Here is a 17,654-nt window from a genome sequence, read left to right as displayed (position 1 = left end):
TGCGGCCTGACAGCCCCCCTGTCGAGCTGGTATAGGCGGAGCGCCCCCAACGTCGACGGATGCCCATGTCCCGCTTTCTGGTTGCCGCTCTCTACAAATTTGCCCCGCTCGTGCCGGATGCCGCACTACAGGCCCGTATCAAAGCCGCTTGCGAGGCACACAATGTGTTCGGCACGCTGCTGCTGGCGCCAGAGGGGATCAATGGCACGATCGCGGGCCCCGAGGCCGATGTTCACGCAGTTCTGGCACTGCTGCGGTCCCTCCCCGGCTTTGCGGAGCTGGAGCACAAGGAAAGCCGGGCCGACGACCAACCCTTTCTGCGTCTGAAAGTCCGGCTCAAACGCGAGATCGTGACCATGGGTATCACCAACATTGATCCGGTCGGCGCCGTAGGCACCTATGTCGAGCCCGCCGACTGGAACGATCTCATCACGGCACCGGACGTGGTCACCATCGACACCCGCAATGACTACGAAGTCCGGATCGGCCAGTTTGAAGGCGCCATCAATCCCGAAACCGTCTCCTTCCGGGAATTCCCGGACTGGTTCCGCCAATTCCGCGAAACCCGTCCGAATGCCAAGATTGCGATGTATTGCACCGGTGGTATCCGCTGCGAAAAGGCGACGGCCTTCGCACGCATGGAGGGGGTGGATGATGTCTTCCACCTCAAGGGCGGTATCCTGAAATATCTCGAAGAGGTTCCCGAGGCCGAGAGCCGTTGGCGCGGTGAATGTTTCGTCTTTGACCGGCGCGTCGCAGTCAAACATGGCCTGCAAGCCGGCTCCCACACGCTGTGCCATGCCTGCCGCGAACCGCTGGGACCGGAAGACTTGCGCTCGCCAGACTATGTCAGCGGCCTGTCCTGTCCACACTGTGCCGATGCCCGCACGCCTGAACAACGCGAGCGTTATGCCGAACGCCATCGCCAGGATGAATTGGCCCGGGCGCGCGGCGAATGGCATCTCGGCCAACCCGGCGCGCCGCGCGAGACCGGGTGATGCCGCGAGACCTGCCGATACTCTACTCCTTCCGCCGCTGCCCCTACGCCATGCGTGCGAGGCTAGCCCTGCACGCCAGCGCGACCGCCGTCGAACATCGCGAAATCCTGTTGCGCGCCAAACCGCAGGCCATGCTGACCGCCTCGCCGAAAGGGACTGTACCGGTTCTGGTTCTGCCGGATGGCCGCGTGCTCGAGGAAAGCCTGGCCATCATGCTGTGGGCACTGCGGCAGCACGACCCCGACAACTGGCTGGCAGACGAGACCCTTGCCCTGGACCTGATCGAACAATGCGATACCCGGTTCAAGCCACACCTCGACCGCTATAAATACGCCACACGCTATGAGGATGCGGACCCGCGAGAACACCGTGCCGAAGCTGCACGTATTGTCGGCGCACTCGACGACCGGCTCAGACAGGGCACAGCCCTGCTTGGCGCCGCTGACGGACTCGCCGACATCGCCATCTTCCCCTTCATCCGGCAGTTCGCCCATACCGATCGCGACTGGTTCGCGGCCCAGGACTGGCCGGCCGCACACCGCTGGCTTGATCGCCATCTGCAATCAGACCGCTTCGCCGCGATCATGCAAAAACACCCGGTCTGGACCCCGCCACTCGATCGCGCCCCGGACAAGTGATGCGCTGAATCCACACTACAGCGTTGAATTCTGCTGCAGCGCAACACCGGTCTGTCACAGAACCGCAATATCCGTTATCTGAAGGTCCATCTTGGCTGTACCCCCTCGCGGCGACCATTATTTCGCCTGGCACAGCCCTTACTGGTTGGCTCGAAAGATACCCTCATGACCCTTGCTTCCTCCGTGCGCAAACGCGTCCAGCTCGCCGGTGTCAGCGCCCTTGCGCTCACCGCGTCCGCCCTCATGCCGGCCACGGCTTCGGCCCAATCCACACCGGCAACAACCTCGACCGTTGAAACCATCATCGTGACGACGACCCGCCGCGAGGAAAACATCCAGGACATCGCCAACTCGGTGACCGCCCAATCCGGCGAAGATCTGGCTCCGCTGACAGAGGGCGGCGCCGATATTCTCAGCCTCGCCGCCCGCATTCCGTCCGTCTATGCCGAGAGCTCCAATGGCCGTGTCGCGCCGCGCTTCTATATCCGCGGTCTGGGCAATACCGATTTCGACCTTGCCGCCTCACAACCGGTCTCGGTGATCATGGACAATGTGGTGATGGAAAACGTCATCCTGAAATCCTTCCCGCTTTTTGACGTCGCCCAGGTTGAAATTGCCCGCGGCCCGCAAGGCACGCTGTTTGGCCGCAACACGACGGCCGGCACGATCAAGTTTGACTCGGTTCGCCCGAGCCAGGAAACCGACGGCTATATCAGTGTCGCGGCCGGGTCCTACGGCACCACCAATCTGGAAGCGGCCTTGGGCGGCCAAGTGGTCGAGGACGTGCTGAGTGCACGCCTCTCGCTGCTGTCACAGAACCGGGACGACTGGATCGACAATGCCTTTACCGGAGAAACCGATGCTCTGGGCGGCCATGAGGAAATGGCCGGACGCATCCAGCTCCTGTTCACGCCGAGCGAAACCGTCGAGGCCCTGTTCAATGTCCACGCCCGCTCGCTGACCGGAACCTCTGCCGTCTTCCGGGCCAATATCCTGACGCCGGGATCCAACGAGCTGAACAGTAATTATGTCCGCGACGAAGTCTATTTCGACAGTACTTTCAATAACCCGCAGGCCTACGACAATTGGGGCACGAGTGCCGCGGTCAACCTGTATCTCGACGGCGGATATACGCTGACCTCGATCTCGGCCTATGAGCACGCCGCCGGCTACAGCCTCGGCGATATCGATGGCGGCAATCTGGTCACCGGCCCGGGCTTCATCCCCTTCCCGTCCGAGACACAGGACGGCATTGATGATCTGGACCAGTTCAGCCAGGAATTCCGTTTCGCTTCGTCTGACGATCAGACGACGAGCTGGCAGGTCGGTGCCTATTTCTTCGACAGTCAGTTCGACATCACCACAGTGGGGCCGAATGGCGGCTTCCCGCCGTCCACAACGGTTCGGCACACCAATGAACTGTGGTCAGTATTCGGCCAAGCCTCCCACCAACTCAATGAGCGTTTGGAATTGTCCGGCGGTCTGCGCTTCACTGTCGACCAGAAAAGCCTCGTCGGTGTGGTGACCTCGATTCCGGTGACCCCGGTCAGTGTCCAGGACGAGCAAATCAGCTGGGACCTGTCAGCCTATTACGACCTCGACGACAGCCAGGCTGTCTTCGCACGGATTGCCCGCGGCTTCCGTGGCCCGTCGATCCAGGCTCGTGATGTCGCCTTCTTCAACCCGCCGTCGATCGCCGACAGCGAGACCTCGACCTCTTTCGAACTCGGCTACAAGTCCGAGCCGCTCGATGGTCGCGCCCGCTTCAACGCGACGGCCTTTTACTACCAGATCGACGACCTTCAGCTGTCGGCTGTCGGCGGCGGCGGGAACCTGGTCCAATTGATCAATGCCGACCGCGGCGTTGGTTACGGCTTCGAAATCGACAGCGAAATGTGGGTCACCGACAACCTCTTCGTCACGGCCGGCTTCTCCTGGAACGAGACAGAGCTGCAGGACAGCGATCTGGAAGTTGGCGTGTGTGCCCAGTGCACCGTGCTGGATCCGGACGCAGACTTCGACGGCTTTGTCGAAGTTGACGGCAATCCCTTCCCGCAGGCCCCGGACTACATCCTGTCGTTCTCGGCACGCTACTCGATCCCGGCCGGCAATGGCGGCGAATGGTTCGCCTTCACCGACTGGTTCTACCAGGGCCGGACCAACCTCTTCCTCTACGAGTCGGAAGAATTCTACTCCGACGGCAATTTCGAAGGTGGCCTTCGGGTCGGTTATGCCGGCGAGCTGTCCGGTGGCCAGGACTACGAAGTCGCGCTGTTTGCCCGCAATATCACGGACGAAGACAATCTCGTCGGCGGCATCGACTTCAACAACAATACCGGGTTCGTCAACGAGCCGCGCATCATCGGCGCCTCCTTCCGCGCCAGCCTCAACTAGGCCGACGCGACAAAGCTTAAGACTTGAAAAAGCCCCGGGCGGTTACCCGGGGCTTTTTTTATTCACTGCATCCATCGCCGTGGTCAGGCATGTAGAGGGAAGAGACCGATCCCCCCGAGAGACTGAGGGCGCCCCGTAGGGCGCCCTCTTTTTCTTTCCCGGTTCAGGAAGTCAGCGAGCTGGCGTCTATTCCCAGAAATAGGGTTGACGCTGACGATCACCGGTCACGGTCTCATTCATCGTGTCGGCTTCGTAGAGACGGCCATTGAGCATCACGTATTCGATCTCGTCGGTATTGCCGATATCCTCAAGCGGATTGGCGGTCATGACGACCAGGTCGGCCAGTTTGCCAACCTCCAGAGACCCGATATCCGCGTCGAAACCGAGATGGCGGGCCGGTGCGATGGTCGCCGCCTCGAGCGCTTCCAGCGGCGAGAAGCCACCGCGCACGAAGGACCACATCTCCCAGTGCGCCGCGAGACCTTCCTGCTGGCCATGGGCACCAATGGAGACCTCGACCCCGCGATTGCGTAATTGCAGCGCGGTGCGGGCATTGTCGTCATCGACGAAGTCTTCCTCCGGCGCCGTGGTCCGGCGTACCGATCCGGCCTGGAGAATGCGCGGCGGCACATGCTGCGACAGGATGGGGTGGAGCCAGACATCCATGGCCTGACGCCAATACGGATCACCAGCGAGGCCGCCATAAGTCACGACAATGGTCGGCGTGTAGGCAACCTCGGTCTGGGAATACATCTGCAGCACATCTTCATAGATGGCCGAGAGCGGCAGGTTGTGCTCGATCGAGGTATTGCCGTCGGCCACCATGGCCATGTCCATGTGGTAGTTGGAGCCGCCCTCGGCGACCACTTCGACACCGGCCTCATGGGCGGCAGCGACCACTTGCTGGCGCTGGTCGCGGCGCGGCTGGTTGTAGTTCTTGATCGAATGCGCACCTTGCGAGGCCAGCCGGAAGACGTGTTCCTGGGCATCCTCGTAATTGTCGATCTGGGCATAGACCGACGCCGCGCGAGCGCCATAGACAATCTCACCGGTCGAATAGATGCGCGGCGCCAACAGGCTGCCGGCCCGTTGGTATTCAGCCGCCGGGAAGATCATGCTGGCCCGGCTCGACGGGTCGTGGATCGTGGTTACGCCCAGGGCGAGGTGGGCAATCACCGACCAGTTCTGCTCCGGAATGATGTCGCCCGTACCCTGAGGGCCGTGGGCGTGGGCATCGATAAAGCCCGGCGTGATGGTGCGGCCCGACATGTCGACCGTGCGGGCTCCGTCCGGCACGGCCACATCGGCGCCGATGGCGGCGATGCGATTGCCGTCGATAACGATGGTGCCGCTTTCGATCACGCCACCATCCTCTCCAGCCATGGTGACGATGCGGGCATTGGTCAGCGCGACAACACCGGTCGGGCGGTCCGCCGTCGCGGTCATCGACAGGTTCACCCCTTCGGTCGGCGGCGTGTATTCGCGCTCGCCGGTCGGATCAGGACGGAATTCATCAACCCGTGCCGTGAAGAAAGTCGGCCCCATCGACCAGTTGAGCGCGTCGCCGGATCCGCTCCAATGGAAGTAACTGGCACCATTGCCGGAAATTTCGACTGTCGGCAAAGCCGAACTGCCGCGACCACCGGACACGGATTGCGGCCCTGGCAGCAATGGCTGAACGAAGACGTCGTAATTCTGGCGGAAGGCAACATGGCTGCCATCGGGCGAAACCTGATAGCCGGTGACCAGTTCGCCGGTGACATGGGTGCGCGCATTACCACCGTCGAGATCGAGCGAAACGAGGCTTGCGCCATCGCCGCCGCGGGTCACGAAAACGCGATCGTTTGAGGCCCCGAAATGCGGATCGGAACCGCTGTCGGTGATGCGGACCATGTCGCCACCATCCGACGGAACGCGATAAACACCCTCATTTTCCGACCATTCCGGCGCAGTCAGATAACCGCCGGAACCCTTCTCGAAGACAACGGTCGTGCCATCCGGCGAGAAGCGCGGATTGCGATAATGGCCGGGCTCACCGGTGAGAACCCTTTCGCGGCCACCGCGTGCGGAAATCGTGCGGATCGAACCAAGGTCCTGATCATCCCAGGTCGCAAAGGCGATGGTGCGACCGTCGGCCGACCAGGTCGGCATCATTTCCCGGCGCGTCCCGTCGTCACGGGTCAGGCGCCGCGGTTCGCCGCCATTGGCATCGCGCACCCAAAGCTGGCCGAGCGTCTCATAGACGATCTGGCTGCCGTCCGGCGAAGCGGTAGCGAAACGCGGCATGCGGGTCTGGAAGGTCGCGGGAGCAACCTCGACCGACGGGCGCGGCGGATCGATGACATCGCGGGTGTCGGCGACACTGAACGGGATGTTGGTAACGGCACCGGTCGCGATATCGACCCGCTGAATGCCGCCCTCGGCCCAATAGACGATAGAGCGGCTGTCCGGCATCCAGTCCATGTTCGGATACATGCCCGTGATGCCCCAGGTTTCCTGCATGTCCTGATCGACAGTTTCGACAATCCGGCGCTCCTCGCCCGACTGCAGATCCTTGATCCACAGGCCCGAACGAATGCGGTCACGACGGACAAAGGCCATGTAGCGCCCATCCGGCGACGGAGCGGGGCGCACAGCGCCACCGGCTCCCGAGATCGCCGTGTCGGTCTCGCCGGTTTCCATGTCATAACGGCGGATATTGAACAGGTCGGTATTGGAATCCTGGGCGTAGATGAAGGTGTTCCCGGAAGTCACATTCTGCGTGTAGTAAAGATAACGTCCGTCCGGCGAAAAGATCGGCTCGCCGAGTTCTTTCTGGAAGTTCTCGTTGGGACGCTCGACCAGCTGCACACCGCTGCCACCGAGCACATGATAAAGCCAGATCTCGCCAGTCCCGGCCGAGCGCGACGTGGTGAAGTGCTTGCGCGCCGCGATGTAGCGACCGGACGGATGCCAGGCCGCGTTGTTGAGCAGGCGAAAGCTCTCTTCGGTCAGCTGGCGGGCGTCGGAACCATCGACATTCATGATCCAGACATTGTCACCACCGGCGCGATCCGACGTGAAAGCGATCTGGCTGCCATCGGGAGAAAAGCGCGGCTGTATCTCCCAGGGCAGACCGGACGAAATATTGGTCGCCGTGCCACCACCGACCGGAATGGTATAAATATCGCCCAAGAGATCGAATGCGATGGTCTGCCCGTCCGGGCTGACATCCAGCGACATCCAGGTGCCTTCGGTGACATTGATGTCGATCGACCGGGTCTCAAGTGGTGGGTTGGCAACATCCCATCCCTCGGATTCGTCGCCTTGAGCGGCAAAGGCCGTGGTTCCGGAAAGCATTGTGGTCGCAGCTAAAATGGCAACAAATCTGGTCATTTCTTCCCCCAAGATTGGATTCTTGGCGAGAGATTAGGGCGCAAACAGCCTGACCACAAACTGACCAGTTTGTAACAATCGCGCCATGAGCCGGGCGCCCGCGTCAGGGCATCCCGGCGCTGCCATTGCGGTAACACTTCCCTAACCACGCTTCTCAACGAAATCTTTTGCCTGGTCTGGTTGAATGACGACAAGATCAATGGGGACCGCCGTGGACTATTCCAACGCACCGCGCCAGAGCGATCAGGCCCGCAAGGCCTCCGGTCCGGCCAATGACACGTCCGACGCACTGCGCCCGTCCAATCCGGACACGGCCAGCCTGACTCGCGCCCATCTGAAAGCCGATGCACGTGCACCGCGTCACCGCGTCAATCGCAAGGCGCTCGGCCATGTCTGGCAGAGCCTTGATATCTTTGTTATCCTCATCCTCACCGTGACCGGCGCCTACGCCATGTCCGGCGGGGCCGTGACCGAGGTCGCGGCGGGTGAGCTCCTGCCCCTGCTCGCCTTTGCCGCAATGTGCCCGGCCCTGGCCATGCTGATGCGACTCTACACCGTCGAACCGCGCGAAAGCGCGACGGTGCGTGTGCTGCGGGCCTTCATCGCGACTGCCCTGACCGGTTCGGCAGTGACCGCCCTGGCCCATCTGACAGCCCCGGATGTGACACATCTGGTCGCCACTTTCGCGATTACCAGCGTCGGCGCGGTCACCCTGTTGCATGTCATCTATGCCGGCTTCATCCAGCACTGGGCCAAGGCCGGCCGCCTCGCCCGCAATGTCGTCCTGGTCGGGGCAACGCCGAATGCCAGCAAGCTGATCAAGGCCAATGCCGGCTCGGGGACAGTCAATGTTGTCGGCGTTTTCGACGACCGCAAGGCCCGCAGCCCGCAAGCCCTCGCCGGCGCGCCCTATCTGGGCACGACCGATGACCTTCTCGCCTGGTCATTGCTGCACGAGGTCGACCGCATCATCCTGACCGTGACTCCAAAGGCCGAGGAGCGCGTGCGCCTGTTGCTGACCAAATTGCGCGCCCTGCCCCACACCGTCTGCCTGCTGCTGGATCTCGACAGTTTTGATCCGGCCGCAACCTCGCTCGACGACATTGTCGGCGTCCAGGCCGCCCGCATGAGCGGCGTCGAAGAGCGCTTCACCCACCTGCTCGCCAAACGCCTGCAGGACGTCGTGCTCGGCCTCGGCCTGTTCCTCGTCAGTTTGCCGGTCATGGCCCTGATCGCCTTGGCGGTGCGCTTGGACAGTCGTGGCCCGGTGCTGTTCCGCCAGGTCCGCGAAGGTTTCAACGGGCGTCCCATCAATGTCCTGAAATTCCGCACCATGCGTCATGACCCCGACGCCGCCGCCAAGCCTGTCCGCCAGGTGGAACTGGACGATCCGCGGGTCACACGCATCGGGGGTTTCCTGCGCAAGACCAGCCTCGATGAACTCCCGCAATTGTGGAATGTCCTGACCGGTGACATGTCGCTCGTCGGCCCGCGTCCGCATGCGCCCGGCATGCGCACCGGCGGCACCGAGACGTCAAATCTGGTCGCCGAATACGCACATCGCCACCGCGTCAAGCCGGGCATTACCGGCTGGGCGCAGGTCAATGGCTCACGCGGTCCGCTGCATTCGCCGGAAGCTGCGCGCGAACGGATCGCCTTCGACGTCGCCTATATCGACAAGGCGAATTTCTGGTTCGATTTGTGGATCATGCTGCGCACCCTGCCGGCCCTGCTCGGCGACAAGATCAATATTCGCTAGCGACGCAGGAGCGGCGCCGGTCGCACATTGTTCGCCGACCAGGCACGCGACAGCGCCGCAATCAATGGCGAGCCGGCGTCGGGCAGATCGGCTACCGGATCGACGCCATACAGTGGATTGAAGCGGTTCTCGGCATTCTCATAAACCCGCCAACCGCTATCCCAACGAAACACCGACCAAGCCGCGCCTGCCGACTCGGCTGCCGCTATCCGGCTGGTCAGATACTGCGCCGCGCCCGGCGCCCAACGTGACACGCCAAATTCTCCCAACATCCAGGGCACACCGCTGGCAGGTTGTTCGAATCCGGCCAATTGTGGATCAAAGCCGAGGCGTATGTCTGCGTCCTGATGCGTATACGCCCGCGGAGCGTAGTCATGCACGGCCAGAACCTGACCCGGCACGACCTGCATATCGAGCAAGCTGGCAAAATGCAGATTGGCATAACCGTCCGGGCTGACCAGGATCGGCGTCTGCGTATCCTCGTTGCGAACCGCCCTCGCCAGGCGGGCGGCCAGCGCTGGCCAGTCCGCCGGGGTGCCGGCCACGACCTCAGCCAACCGTCCGGCATCCCAGATGTCGAGATCACCGCCACCGGGACCGGGAGCAACAAGATTGGCATTCGGCTCAACCATCAACAGATAGCCGGCCAGGTTCGGATAGGCCCGGAATTGCCGGGCGGTACGCTGCCACATCGCGACCCAGGCATCCTGGGCTTCGCGCGACCGCCAAACGCTTTCGTCAATGCGCGAAGCCGGAAACCAGCTATCCGCCTGGTCGCGATGGAAGGTGAATTCGCTGCGTCCGGGCCCGGATCGAAACCCGATGACCACGAATAGTCCATGCCGGGCGCATCGACGGATAATCCGGTGAAGATGGATTTCAACGTCCGGATCGGCGGTGTAGGGCGGCGTCTCGCTGGCCGGGCCAGGATGAGACAACACAACGAGATTGGCGCCCAGCGCAGCAAGACGAGCCAGTGCTGCGTCGGTCACCGGCGCCCCGACCGGGCCGGATCCGAGAAATTCTGGCCCGTCGATATCGGCGTAAACGCGCCGCTGGGCGACCACGGCGCCGCGCAAGCTCGGTCCCTGGCGATTGTCCCACAAGGCGGCCCGTGTGCTGTCAGCGCGAGCGGCCGGGGCAGCGACCAGGCCGGCGGCGGCGGCCATCAGGCCGTGGCGTCGGGTCAGCCCGGTCACAGCGCCCAGAATCCGGCCAGCCGGTCGAGCTTGCGCAGCCCCTTGTCTGGTATCCGGCCGAGCGGACCGAGCGGTGCCTGTATGCAGGCATCGGCGCAATTCCGGCTGACACGGGCCAATCCCCCACCCACGGACCGGGTCGTGAAACGCCCACCGACCAGCCCCGTCTGCGAGCTCGCGAGATCCTTCTTGAAGCCATAATCACCCGGCCCCAATTCAATACCGACATGGCCGATCGCCGCCGCGGTCCGAACCATTTCAACGAGCAAGAGAACGCCCGGACTCAACCGGCTATGATCCGGTTCGTAGGCCGGAAACCAATAATGGCACAGCCGGTCGCTCGCCATGCCGACATGAACGGCAACGATTTCATCGCCAACCCGCAGGCTGGAACACACGCCAGAGAAATGATCGCTCTGCCGGCGCAGGATTGCCTTGAGCAGACGCCCGGTCCAGCCGACGGAAAACACGTCGAACACGCCGGTTCGGCGATACTGGTCGCGCTTCAACCGCACCATGGTTTCAAACACATCGGGCCGGTAGTCGGCCATCACGAAGGAATGGCCGCCATCCACCTCGCCAAGACGCCGGAAACGGGTGGCGATGTTGCGCATGGCCTTGGCGTTGACGGATTTACGGCCCGCATGCCACGCGTCGAACCCGTCAGCGACGTCAATCACCCAGGACCCGTCCGGCCGGTCCCGCGCCGCCTCAGCAAATCCCGGCTGGCTCGCGAGGGCGCTGTGGAAGCTGAATACCGGGATACCGGCAGCCGCCAGCCAACCCGCCGGATCGGGGCGATTGGAATGCGGCGCAATCACACCCTGAACATCGCCGAGGGGTCCGGCCAGGCCACGGGCAAATCCGAACTGTCCGGTCTGCAACGGTAAGAAACCGACCACCGCGCCCTGTTCGCGCACCACCAGCACGCGCGTATCATCGCGCGCTTCCTCGCAACACTCGGCAAATTCCAGGGCAAAATAGGGACTTGCGAGACTCGGTTCCGCGGCCAGAAAGGCACGCCAGGCGCCCTGCTCCGCGCCCGTCAACTCGCTCGGCTTTTTCAGATCGACCTGCATCGCGTGAACCGCTTCCCCGCCACGAATAGCAAAATATCGGCAACGCCTTAGCAGGTGGTGAACAATCCCGGCCTCGCCCGCAAAGCGGCATCACTCTTGCAGGCTTCCCCTGTCAGGCGAGCGGAGCGTTTCATGCTTGGACGACATCTCTTGGGTTATCTGCCCGTGCAACTGGCGCAGGTTTTGGTCGGCTTCGGCGGTGTGGCCGTCTTCACCCGGATCATGCCGGCGGAAATGTATGGCCAGTATGCCATTGCAATAGCAACGCTTTCCCTGACCCACATTGTCACATTCACTTGGCTGGAAGCGGCGGTCGCACGCTTTCACGCACGGGCCGAACAGCGCGGTCGACTGCGCGACCATCTGGCGACCGCCTATGGTCTCTATCTGGTCATTGCCGTTGTCGCAGGTGCGCTGCTTGTTCTGGGTGTGCACATCCTGCCCATCGATCCCAGGCTTCAAGCCGCACTGAGCTTTGCCATCATTTCGCTCCTGCTGCGGGCCCTGTTGCAAATCGGAATGGAAACACATCGCGCCAGTGGCAATGTCTCGCGCTATTCGGCACTTGAGGCGAGCTATCTGATGGTCGGTTTCCTGGTCGGCATCGGTGTCGTCCTGACCACCGATCTCGGCGCGGCCGGTGTCTTCGTCGGAACAGCCGTCGCAGCCCTTGCCATGCTGGTTTTCGACTTGCCGGTGATGCTGAGGCGTGCCGCCCGTGGTCGCCGCCATCCTGCGCGCGCCGCCAGCTTCATGCGCTATGGCGCACCACTCTCCATGTCCCTGATCTTCGAGCACTTGCTGTCAGTGGGCGATCGCTTCCTGATCGCGGCGATGATCAGCCAGGGCGCGGTCGGCATGTATGCGGCCGGCTACGGACTCGCAGACAGGCTGCTCGACGTGATCTTTATCTGGTTCGGCGCCGCGGTCTGGCCGCTGACGATCAAGGCGTTCGAGAAGGACGGCACCGCCGCCGCGCAAGCAATGGCCGGACGGGCCGCCGGGCTGATGGGCCTGATCTGCTTTCCCGCCGCCGCGGGTCTGGCCCTCGTCGCCACCCCCCTGACGACCCTCATCATCGGCGAATCCGTGCGTGCCGAAGCGGCCGCCATCCTGCCCTGGATCGCGCTGTCCGGGCTGATGAAGGGGATGATGACCTATTATTTCCACGAGGCCTTCACCCTGACCCGAAAGACCGGTGTCATGGCCGCGACCATGGCCGTGTCCGCCGGTATCAATCTCGGTCTCAACCTCGCCTTCATCCCGCTTTTCGGCATCGCCGGCGCCGCGATGGCGACGGTGATCGCCTATGCGCTGGCCCTCGTCGCCTGCGCCGTGCTCGGCCGCCGGCATTTCGTGCTACCGCTGCCATGGACCGACTGGATCAAGGCCGGCGCCGCGACTGCCATCATGGCTGCTGCCGTCTTTGCCCTGCCGGGTGCCGGCACGGCCTGGCTCGATCTCACGCTGAAAGCAGGCACCGGCGGACTTGTTTACGTGATTTCAGCCTATTGCCTGGATATTGCCGGGTGTCGGACCTGGCTGCGCGATGCACGCCTTCTGTTCCGACCGGCGGGGGCCTAGCATGACCGTGATGACCGAAATCCCGATGCGTGAGCACGCCAATGCGGCGAGCCGACGGGGGCGCGCGCCGGCGATTTCGATTCTCGTCCCGTTTTACCGAGACGACGCCAGCGCACTGATCACTGCCCTCGCCCCCCTCGCCCGCGACCCGCATGATTTCGAGATTGTCCTGTTCGATGATGGTGAACCGGATCCGGAACTCAATCAGGCCATCTGCGCGCTTATCGACGGTTTCGAGCTGCCGATGCGGCTGCTGACCAGCGTCCGAAATCGCGGCCGCGCAGCCGGTCGCAACCTGCTGGCCGGGCAGGCACGTGCGCTCTGGCTGCTCTATCTCGACGCCGACATGACGCCCGGCGACGACGCCTTTCTTGATCGCTATCACACGGCGATTGCCACGGACGTGGCCGATGCCGTCTTCGGTGGTTATGAAACCGACGAACCGGACAACCCGGCGCACCGCCTGCACGCAGCCCTGTCACGCACCAGCGACCAGCATGATGCGACAAGCCGCAACGCCATCGGCGCGACCGCCTTTTGCTCCTCCAACCTCCTGGTCCGCGCCGAAGTGATGCGTGACTGCCCGTATGACGAGGATTTCACCGGCTGGGGCTGGGAAGATGTCGACTGGGCGGTCAGCGCCTCGGCCCGCTTCCGTCTTACCCATATCGACAATCCGGCCCGGCATGGTGGCCTGCAGGAAGCGACCGAGCTTCTGGACAAGTTTCGCGCCGGAGCCATCAACTTCAAACGCCTGATTGCGCGCCATCCCGAGCTGGCAAACCTGCCCGGCGCCCGTGCCGCCCGCCTGCTCAAGCGTGTTCCTGGCCAGCACTGGCTGCGCGGCCTGTGGGCACGTCTCAGCCGCAGTGAAGGCCTGCCGCTGCGTATCCGCACCCTGGCGCTGAAACTCTGGCGCGCCAGCTGGACTTCGGAGGTCATCTGATGAACGCCCCCTACACACCGTCATCCGGTCTGATCGCCGGCCTCAACCGCCGCTGGGCGCGGTTTGCCGCGTGCCAGCCGCTGCGCATGCCGACCGACCGCGCCATCGTCACCATCACGTTCGACGATTTCCCGAAATCCGCCGCCGAGGCGGGCGCCGCCACACTGGCTCGCCATGGCTGGTGCGGCACTTACTATGCATCGGCGGGTTATGCCGGTGGGGTGACCCATCATGGCGCGATGTTCGATTGCGGCGACCTGCAGCGCCTGACGGCCGCCGGACATGAAATCGCCTGCCACACCTACAGCCATCTCGACGCCAGCCAGGTCGGCACCGCCGCCTTCCTCGCCGACATCGAACGCAATGAGCGGGCCTTGAGGGCGATGGGTCTGGAGACCGACCTCGACAGTTTTGCCTTTCCCTATGGCGAGGCAACGCCGGCGACCAAACGGGCCTTGTCCGAACGTTTCAGCAATCTGCGCGGCGTGCATGCCGACATCAATCGCGGCGGAGCCGACTGCAACCTGCTCAAGTCGGTGCCGATCGACGGCGGGGCCGCCGGCATAGCGCGCGCTGTCGACGCCGCCGCCAGCCTGTCACGCCATCCCGGCTGGCTGATCTATTACGCCCATGACGTCCAGGCCGAACCCACCCAATGGGGGTGCACGCCGGACCAGTTTGCGCGTGTCTGCGATGCCGTCGCCGACAGCGGCGCCGAAGTCCTGACCATGCGCGAAGCGGTGCGTCAGATGGAGGCCTCGGCATGAGCGTCTCTGTCATCCTGCCGACCTTTCGCCGTCCGGACGGGCTGCGTGCCGCCCTCGCCAGCCTGATGGCGCAAAGCCGGCAGCCCGACGAAATCATCATCGTCGACAATGATCCGGCCGGCTCTGCGGCGCGCGGCGTCGCCAACGCGAGGGCCGTGGCCCGCTGCAAGGTCACCTATGTCCACGAAGAACGCGCCGGTGTCGCCAATGCCCGCAATGCCGGCTGGGCCGCAGCAACGACCCGCTATGTCGCCTTTCTCGATGATGACGAGATCGCGTCGGCGGGCTGGCTGGAATCCCTGATGGCGACGGCGACAACCCTGCCCGCCGATGTTGTGTTCGGCCCGTTACGGGGTGAAGCGCTCGATGCACCGAATGGCGTGCGCGCCGGCTTGGCACAGCGCCTTTATTCGCGGCCCGGCGCGATCACCGACCATCGGCTGGACGCGCCCTTCGGCTGCGGCAATTCCCTGGTCGACCGCAATGCCTTCGAATTGGCCGAGGCCCCGTTTGATCCGCGCATGAATATCAGTGGCGGCGAGGATGACCTATTCTTTGCCGAACTCGCGCGGCAAGGCGCCCGCTTTGGCTGGTCGGCCGCTGCCCATGCGGTCGAGACCGTGGACGCGCGCCGCACCAGCTGGCGCTACCTCCTGGCCCGTAGTTTTGCCTTTGGTCAGGGCGCCACACAGTCAGCCGCCAATGCCCGGCCGCGGCGCTGGGCCGGGATCGGCTTCTGGATGATGGTGGGACTTGGGCAGTTGGCCGCCTATGGCGCTGTCGCCGCCGTGACCATGCTGGCCCGTCACGCCTCGGCGGCGCGCTGGCTCGATCGGGCAGTTCAAGGCGCTGGCAAACTGTTCTGGATCGAGGCGTTCGAACCGCGCTTCTACGGTGAGGCTGCGCCGCTCAGCCCGGCCGACCCGACCAGCCAGGCCTGATCAGACCGCGCGCCGGTCGGCCAGCTTGGCCGCTGTGGCGACCAGCAACACCCAGCTGATCGAGTTTTGCTGCAACAGGTTGGATTCGGAGATGCTGACCAAGCCAAGCATCGCCAGGAAAGTCAGCGTCCAATAGGTCTCCGGACCACGAAACAAGCGGCCGGCCGCCCGCACCAGCGCATGTCCAAAGACCAGCAACATCATCACCATGCCCGGCATCCCGATCGCCAGCGCGGTCTCGATCCAGCCATTGTGCGCTGTCGGCACCGGCCAGTCCGTGCCTTGCCGGACCCAGAAGACCGGACCGGTCTCGTTGGCCCAGAAGGCCATATAGCCATAGCCGGTCCAGGGCACCTCCATGGCCTGGCGCGACAGGATGGCCCAGATGTCGGTCCGCCCGGTCAGTGTGGCGTCGCGGCCGAGGAGTTCGAGAAATTCAACGGGTGCCACCAACAGGATGAGCACGCCGCCCGCCACGCCGGTCAGGCCGAGAAACAGCATCAGTGAGGCAAAGCCGAAACCGCGCCGGCACAGGGCAATGCCGACCGCACCGCCAAGACCCAATAACAGAGCCAACAGAGCCGTCTTGGACGTCGACAACAAGACCAGGGCACAACACAGGACCGCGCCCGCCATCCAGATCCAGCGCCGCTTTGGGTCGACGTGAAGCGCCGCAAAACAGGCCACCGCGCCCCAAGCCATCATGGCGCCGAGCGTATTCTTCTCCCACCACACACCTTTCCAGGCGCCGGCATGGACCGCATGGTCAACCCCGAGCGACGGCATGGCCAGCGCCATCAATGTCGACATCACCGCGAGGCCGACAAATGTTGTCGCGACAAGCAGGATCAAACCGCGCCACGACCAGCGTGCGGCCATCCAGAAGCCGAAAAATGTCGTCATGATCAGGGCGAAGGCACGGCGCAGTGTCGTGTCCGGCGCCACCGACCAGATCACCGAGACGGCCGTCAACAGGACCAGGGCCAGCATCATCCAATTGCCGGTCAGCGTGCGCCCCATGGCGCCGGGACGGGTGACGGCGAGCACCATGGTGATGGCGTAGACCGGCAACCAGATCAGGCGCAGCACGACGGAGCTGTCGGGGTCGGCCGGATCGGCAAAGAGCGGGCCGATAAGCCCCTGTGAAAACAGGAAGAGACAGAGCAGGGTCAGCCCGCCCTCGACAAGGCTGGTAAATTTCAGCGCCGGCGCCTGGCGCCAGGCGGCGAGAAAGGCCGGATCATGCGCGGCGGCGAGGCTCATGCCGCGCGCACTCATGCCGCGCTCCGGGCATTGCTCCGCGTGCGATTGAGAATAAGACCGGCGACCACACCGCCGCGTGCCTCGATGGCAGAACGGCGGGCCTGGATGCCATCGACCCGGCTCAAACGGGCATCAGCGACCAGAATGACACCATCGACATCGGCCACCAGCGACAAGGGCGCCCGCGAATTGCCGGGCGCATCAATAATGGCGAGATCGACCGCCCCGCGCACCGCCGACCAATAGTCCGGCGCCGCACGCAGACCCGCTTGCCGCACGGCCCCGGGCCGGGCCTGAAGTTCGGTCACGAAGAGGTTCGACACCGCCGATTGCCGCGCAATGATGCGGGCCTTCTCGCCATCCTGCGTGGTCAGCGACCAGAAGGGGTTGCGCCCGAAACCGGCATCGAAGGCCTGCCCCTGCACGCGGGCCGCTTCGGCCTGGGCATTGGCGTTGAAATCGAGGTCATAGAGCCAGACGCCACGTGTCGACCGGCGCGCCGCCAACCGCGCCAGCTCACGGGCCACCGTCGATGCCCCGGCGCCGCGGCTCGCGCCCATCACCATCAACACCCGGCCCTGACCGCCCGGACGGGCAATCGGTTCGAGGTCATCGATCAGCTGGGAAAGGTCGGCGGTGAGGTTCATGGCACGGGCAAGCTCAAGGCGAATCGCTAGGCCACAGGATGCGGGAAACGAGGTTAACGCTGCG

13 protein-coding genes are annotated in these 17,654 nt (G+C 63.9%); 8 read left to right on the top strand and 5 right to left on the bottom strand.

Features of this window, described 5'->3' with window-relative positions:
* Positions 1–65 precede the first annotated feature (65 nt).
* From AWH62_RS06705 to AWH62_RS06695, 3 genes are all read left to right on the top strand, one after another.
* On the top strand, positions 66–998 hold the full coding sequence (locus AWH62_RS06705) for a rhodanese-related sulfurtransferase (protein ID WP_075189707.1): 933 nt from the start codon (positions 66–68) through the stop codon (positions 996–998).
* On the top strand, positions 998–1,636 hold the full coding sequence (locus AWH62_RS06700; protein WP_075189706.1) for a glutathione S-transferase: 639 nt from the start codon (positions 998–1,000) through the stop codon (positions 1,634–1,636). Before AWH62_RS06705 ends, AWH62_RS06700 begins: the two co-directional genes overlap by 1 nt.
* A gap of 165 nt (positions 1,637–1,801) precedes the next feature.
* Positions 1,802–4,030, top strand: coding sequence for a TonB-dependent receptor (locus AWH62_RS06695; protein WP_083635056.1), 2,229 nt, complete (start codon positions 1,802–1,804; stop codon positions 4,028–4,030).
* A gap of 186 nt (positions 4,031–4,216) precedes the next feature.
* Here the strand turns inward: AWH62_RS06695 and AWH62_RS06690 are convergent, their stop codons facing one another.
* A complete protein-coding gene (locus tag AWH62_RS06690) occupies positions 4,217–7,369 on the bottom strand; it encodes an amidohydrolase family protein (RefSeq protein ID WP_233128267.1) in 3,153 nt (1,050 codons plus the stop codon).
* A 247-nt stretch (positions 7,370–7,616) separates the two neighbouring features.
* Here AWH62_RS06690 and AWH62_RS06685 point away from each other — a divergent pair, with 247 nt between their 5' ends.
* Positions 7,617–9,164 carry an exopolysaccharide biosynthesis polyprenyl glycosylphosphotransferase gene (locus tag AWH62_RS06685; protein WP_158025582.1) on the top strand — a complete coding sequence of 516 codons (1,548 nt, stop codon included), beginning with the start codon at positions 7,617–7,619 and terminating at the stop codon, positions 9,162–9,164.
* Here AWH62_RS06685 and AWH62_RS06680 read toward each other — a convergent pair.
* Both AWH62_RS06680 and AWH62_RS06675 read right to left on the bottom strand, forming a co-directional pair.
* On the bottom strand, positions 9,161–10,363 hold the full coding sequence (locus AWH62_RS06680) for a cellulase family glycosylhydrolase (RefSeq protein ID WP_075189704.1): 1,203 nt from the start codon (positions 10,361–10,363) through the stop codon (positions 9,161–9,163). The genes AWH62_RS06685 and AWH62_RS06680 overlap by 4 nt on opposite strands.
* Positions 10,360–11,442 carry a GNAT family N-acetyltransferase gene (locus AWH62_RS06675; protein WP_075189703.1) on the bottom strand — a complete coding sequence of 361 codons (1,083 nt, stop codon included), beginning with the start codon at positions 11,440–11,442 and terminating at the stop codon, positions 10,360–10,362. The genes AWH62_RS06680 and AWH62_RS06675 overlap by 4 nt, the downstream gene beginning before the upstream one ends.
* Before the next feature lie 132 nt (positions 11,443–11,574).
* On the opposite strand from AWH62_RS06675, the gene AWH62_RS06670 reads away from it, so the two are divergent.
* The 4 genes from AWH62_RS06670 to AWH62_RS06655 are packed head-to-tail and all read left to right on the top strand — an operon-like array spanning position 11,575 to position 15,680.
* Positions 11,575–13,026 carry an oligosaccharide flippase family protein gene (locus tag AWH62_RS06670; protein WP_075189702.1) on the top strand — a complete coding sequence of 484 codons (1,452 nt, stop codon included), beginning with the start codon at positions 11,575–11,577 and terminating at the stop codon, positions 13,024–13,026.
* Between the two features lies 1 nt (position 13,027).
* Positions 13,028–13,972, top strand: coding sequence for a glycosyltransferase family A protein (locus AWH62_RS06665; protein WP_075189701.1), 945 nt, complete (start codon positions 13,028–13,030; stop codon positions 13,970–13,972).
* Positions 13,972–14,739, top strand: coding sequence for a polysaccharide deacetylase family protein (locus tag AWH62_RS06660; RefSeq protein WP_075189700.1), 768 nt, complete (start codon positions 13,972–13,974; stop codon positions 14,737–14,739). The genes AWH62_RS06665 and AWH62_RS06660 overlap by 1 nt, the downstream gene beginning before the upstream one ends.
* Positions 14,736–15,680, top strand: a complete 945-nt coding sequence (locus AWH62_RS06655) for a glycosyltransferase family 2 protein (protein WP_075189699.1) — start codon at positions 14,736–14,738, stop codon at positions 15,678–15,680. The genes AWH62_RS06660 and AWH62_RS06655 overlap by 4 nt, the downstream gene beginning before the upstream one ends.
* Here the strand turns inward: AWH62_RS06655 and AWH62_RS06650 are convergent, their stop codons facing one another.
* Together AWH62_RS06650 and AWH62_RS06645 are read right to left on the bottom strand one after the other, a co-directional pair.
* Positions 15,681–16,958 (bottom strand): O-antigen ligase, encoded by a 1,278-nt coding sequence (locus tag AWH62_RS06650; RefSeq protein ID WP_075189698.1) that lies wholly within the window; start codon positions 16,956–16,958, stop codon positions 15,681–15,683.
* Positions 16,955–17,590, bottom strand: coding sequence for a hypothetical protein (locus AWH62_RS06645; protein ID WP_075189697.1), 636 nt, complete (start codon positions 17,588–17,590; stop codon positions 16,955–16,957). Before AWH62_RS06645 ends, AWH62_RS06650 begins: the two co-directional genes overlap by 4 nt.
* Positions 17,591–17,654 lie beyond the last annotated feature (64 nt).

This window comes from Maricaulis sp. W15, from assembly GCF_001924955.1.
GTDB lineage: Bacteria > Pseudomonadota > Alphaproteobacteria > Caulobacterales > Maricaulaceae > Maricaulis > Maricaulis maris.
This window is presented reverse-complemented; position numbering and strand designations above follow the sequence as displayed.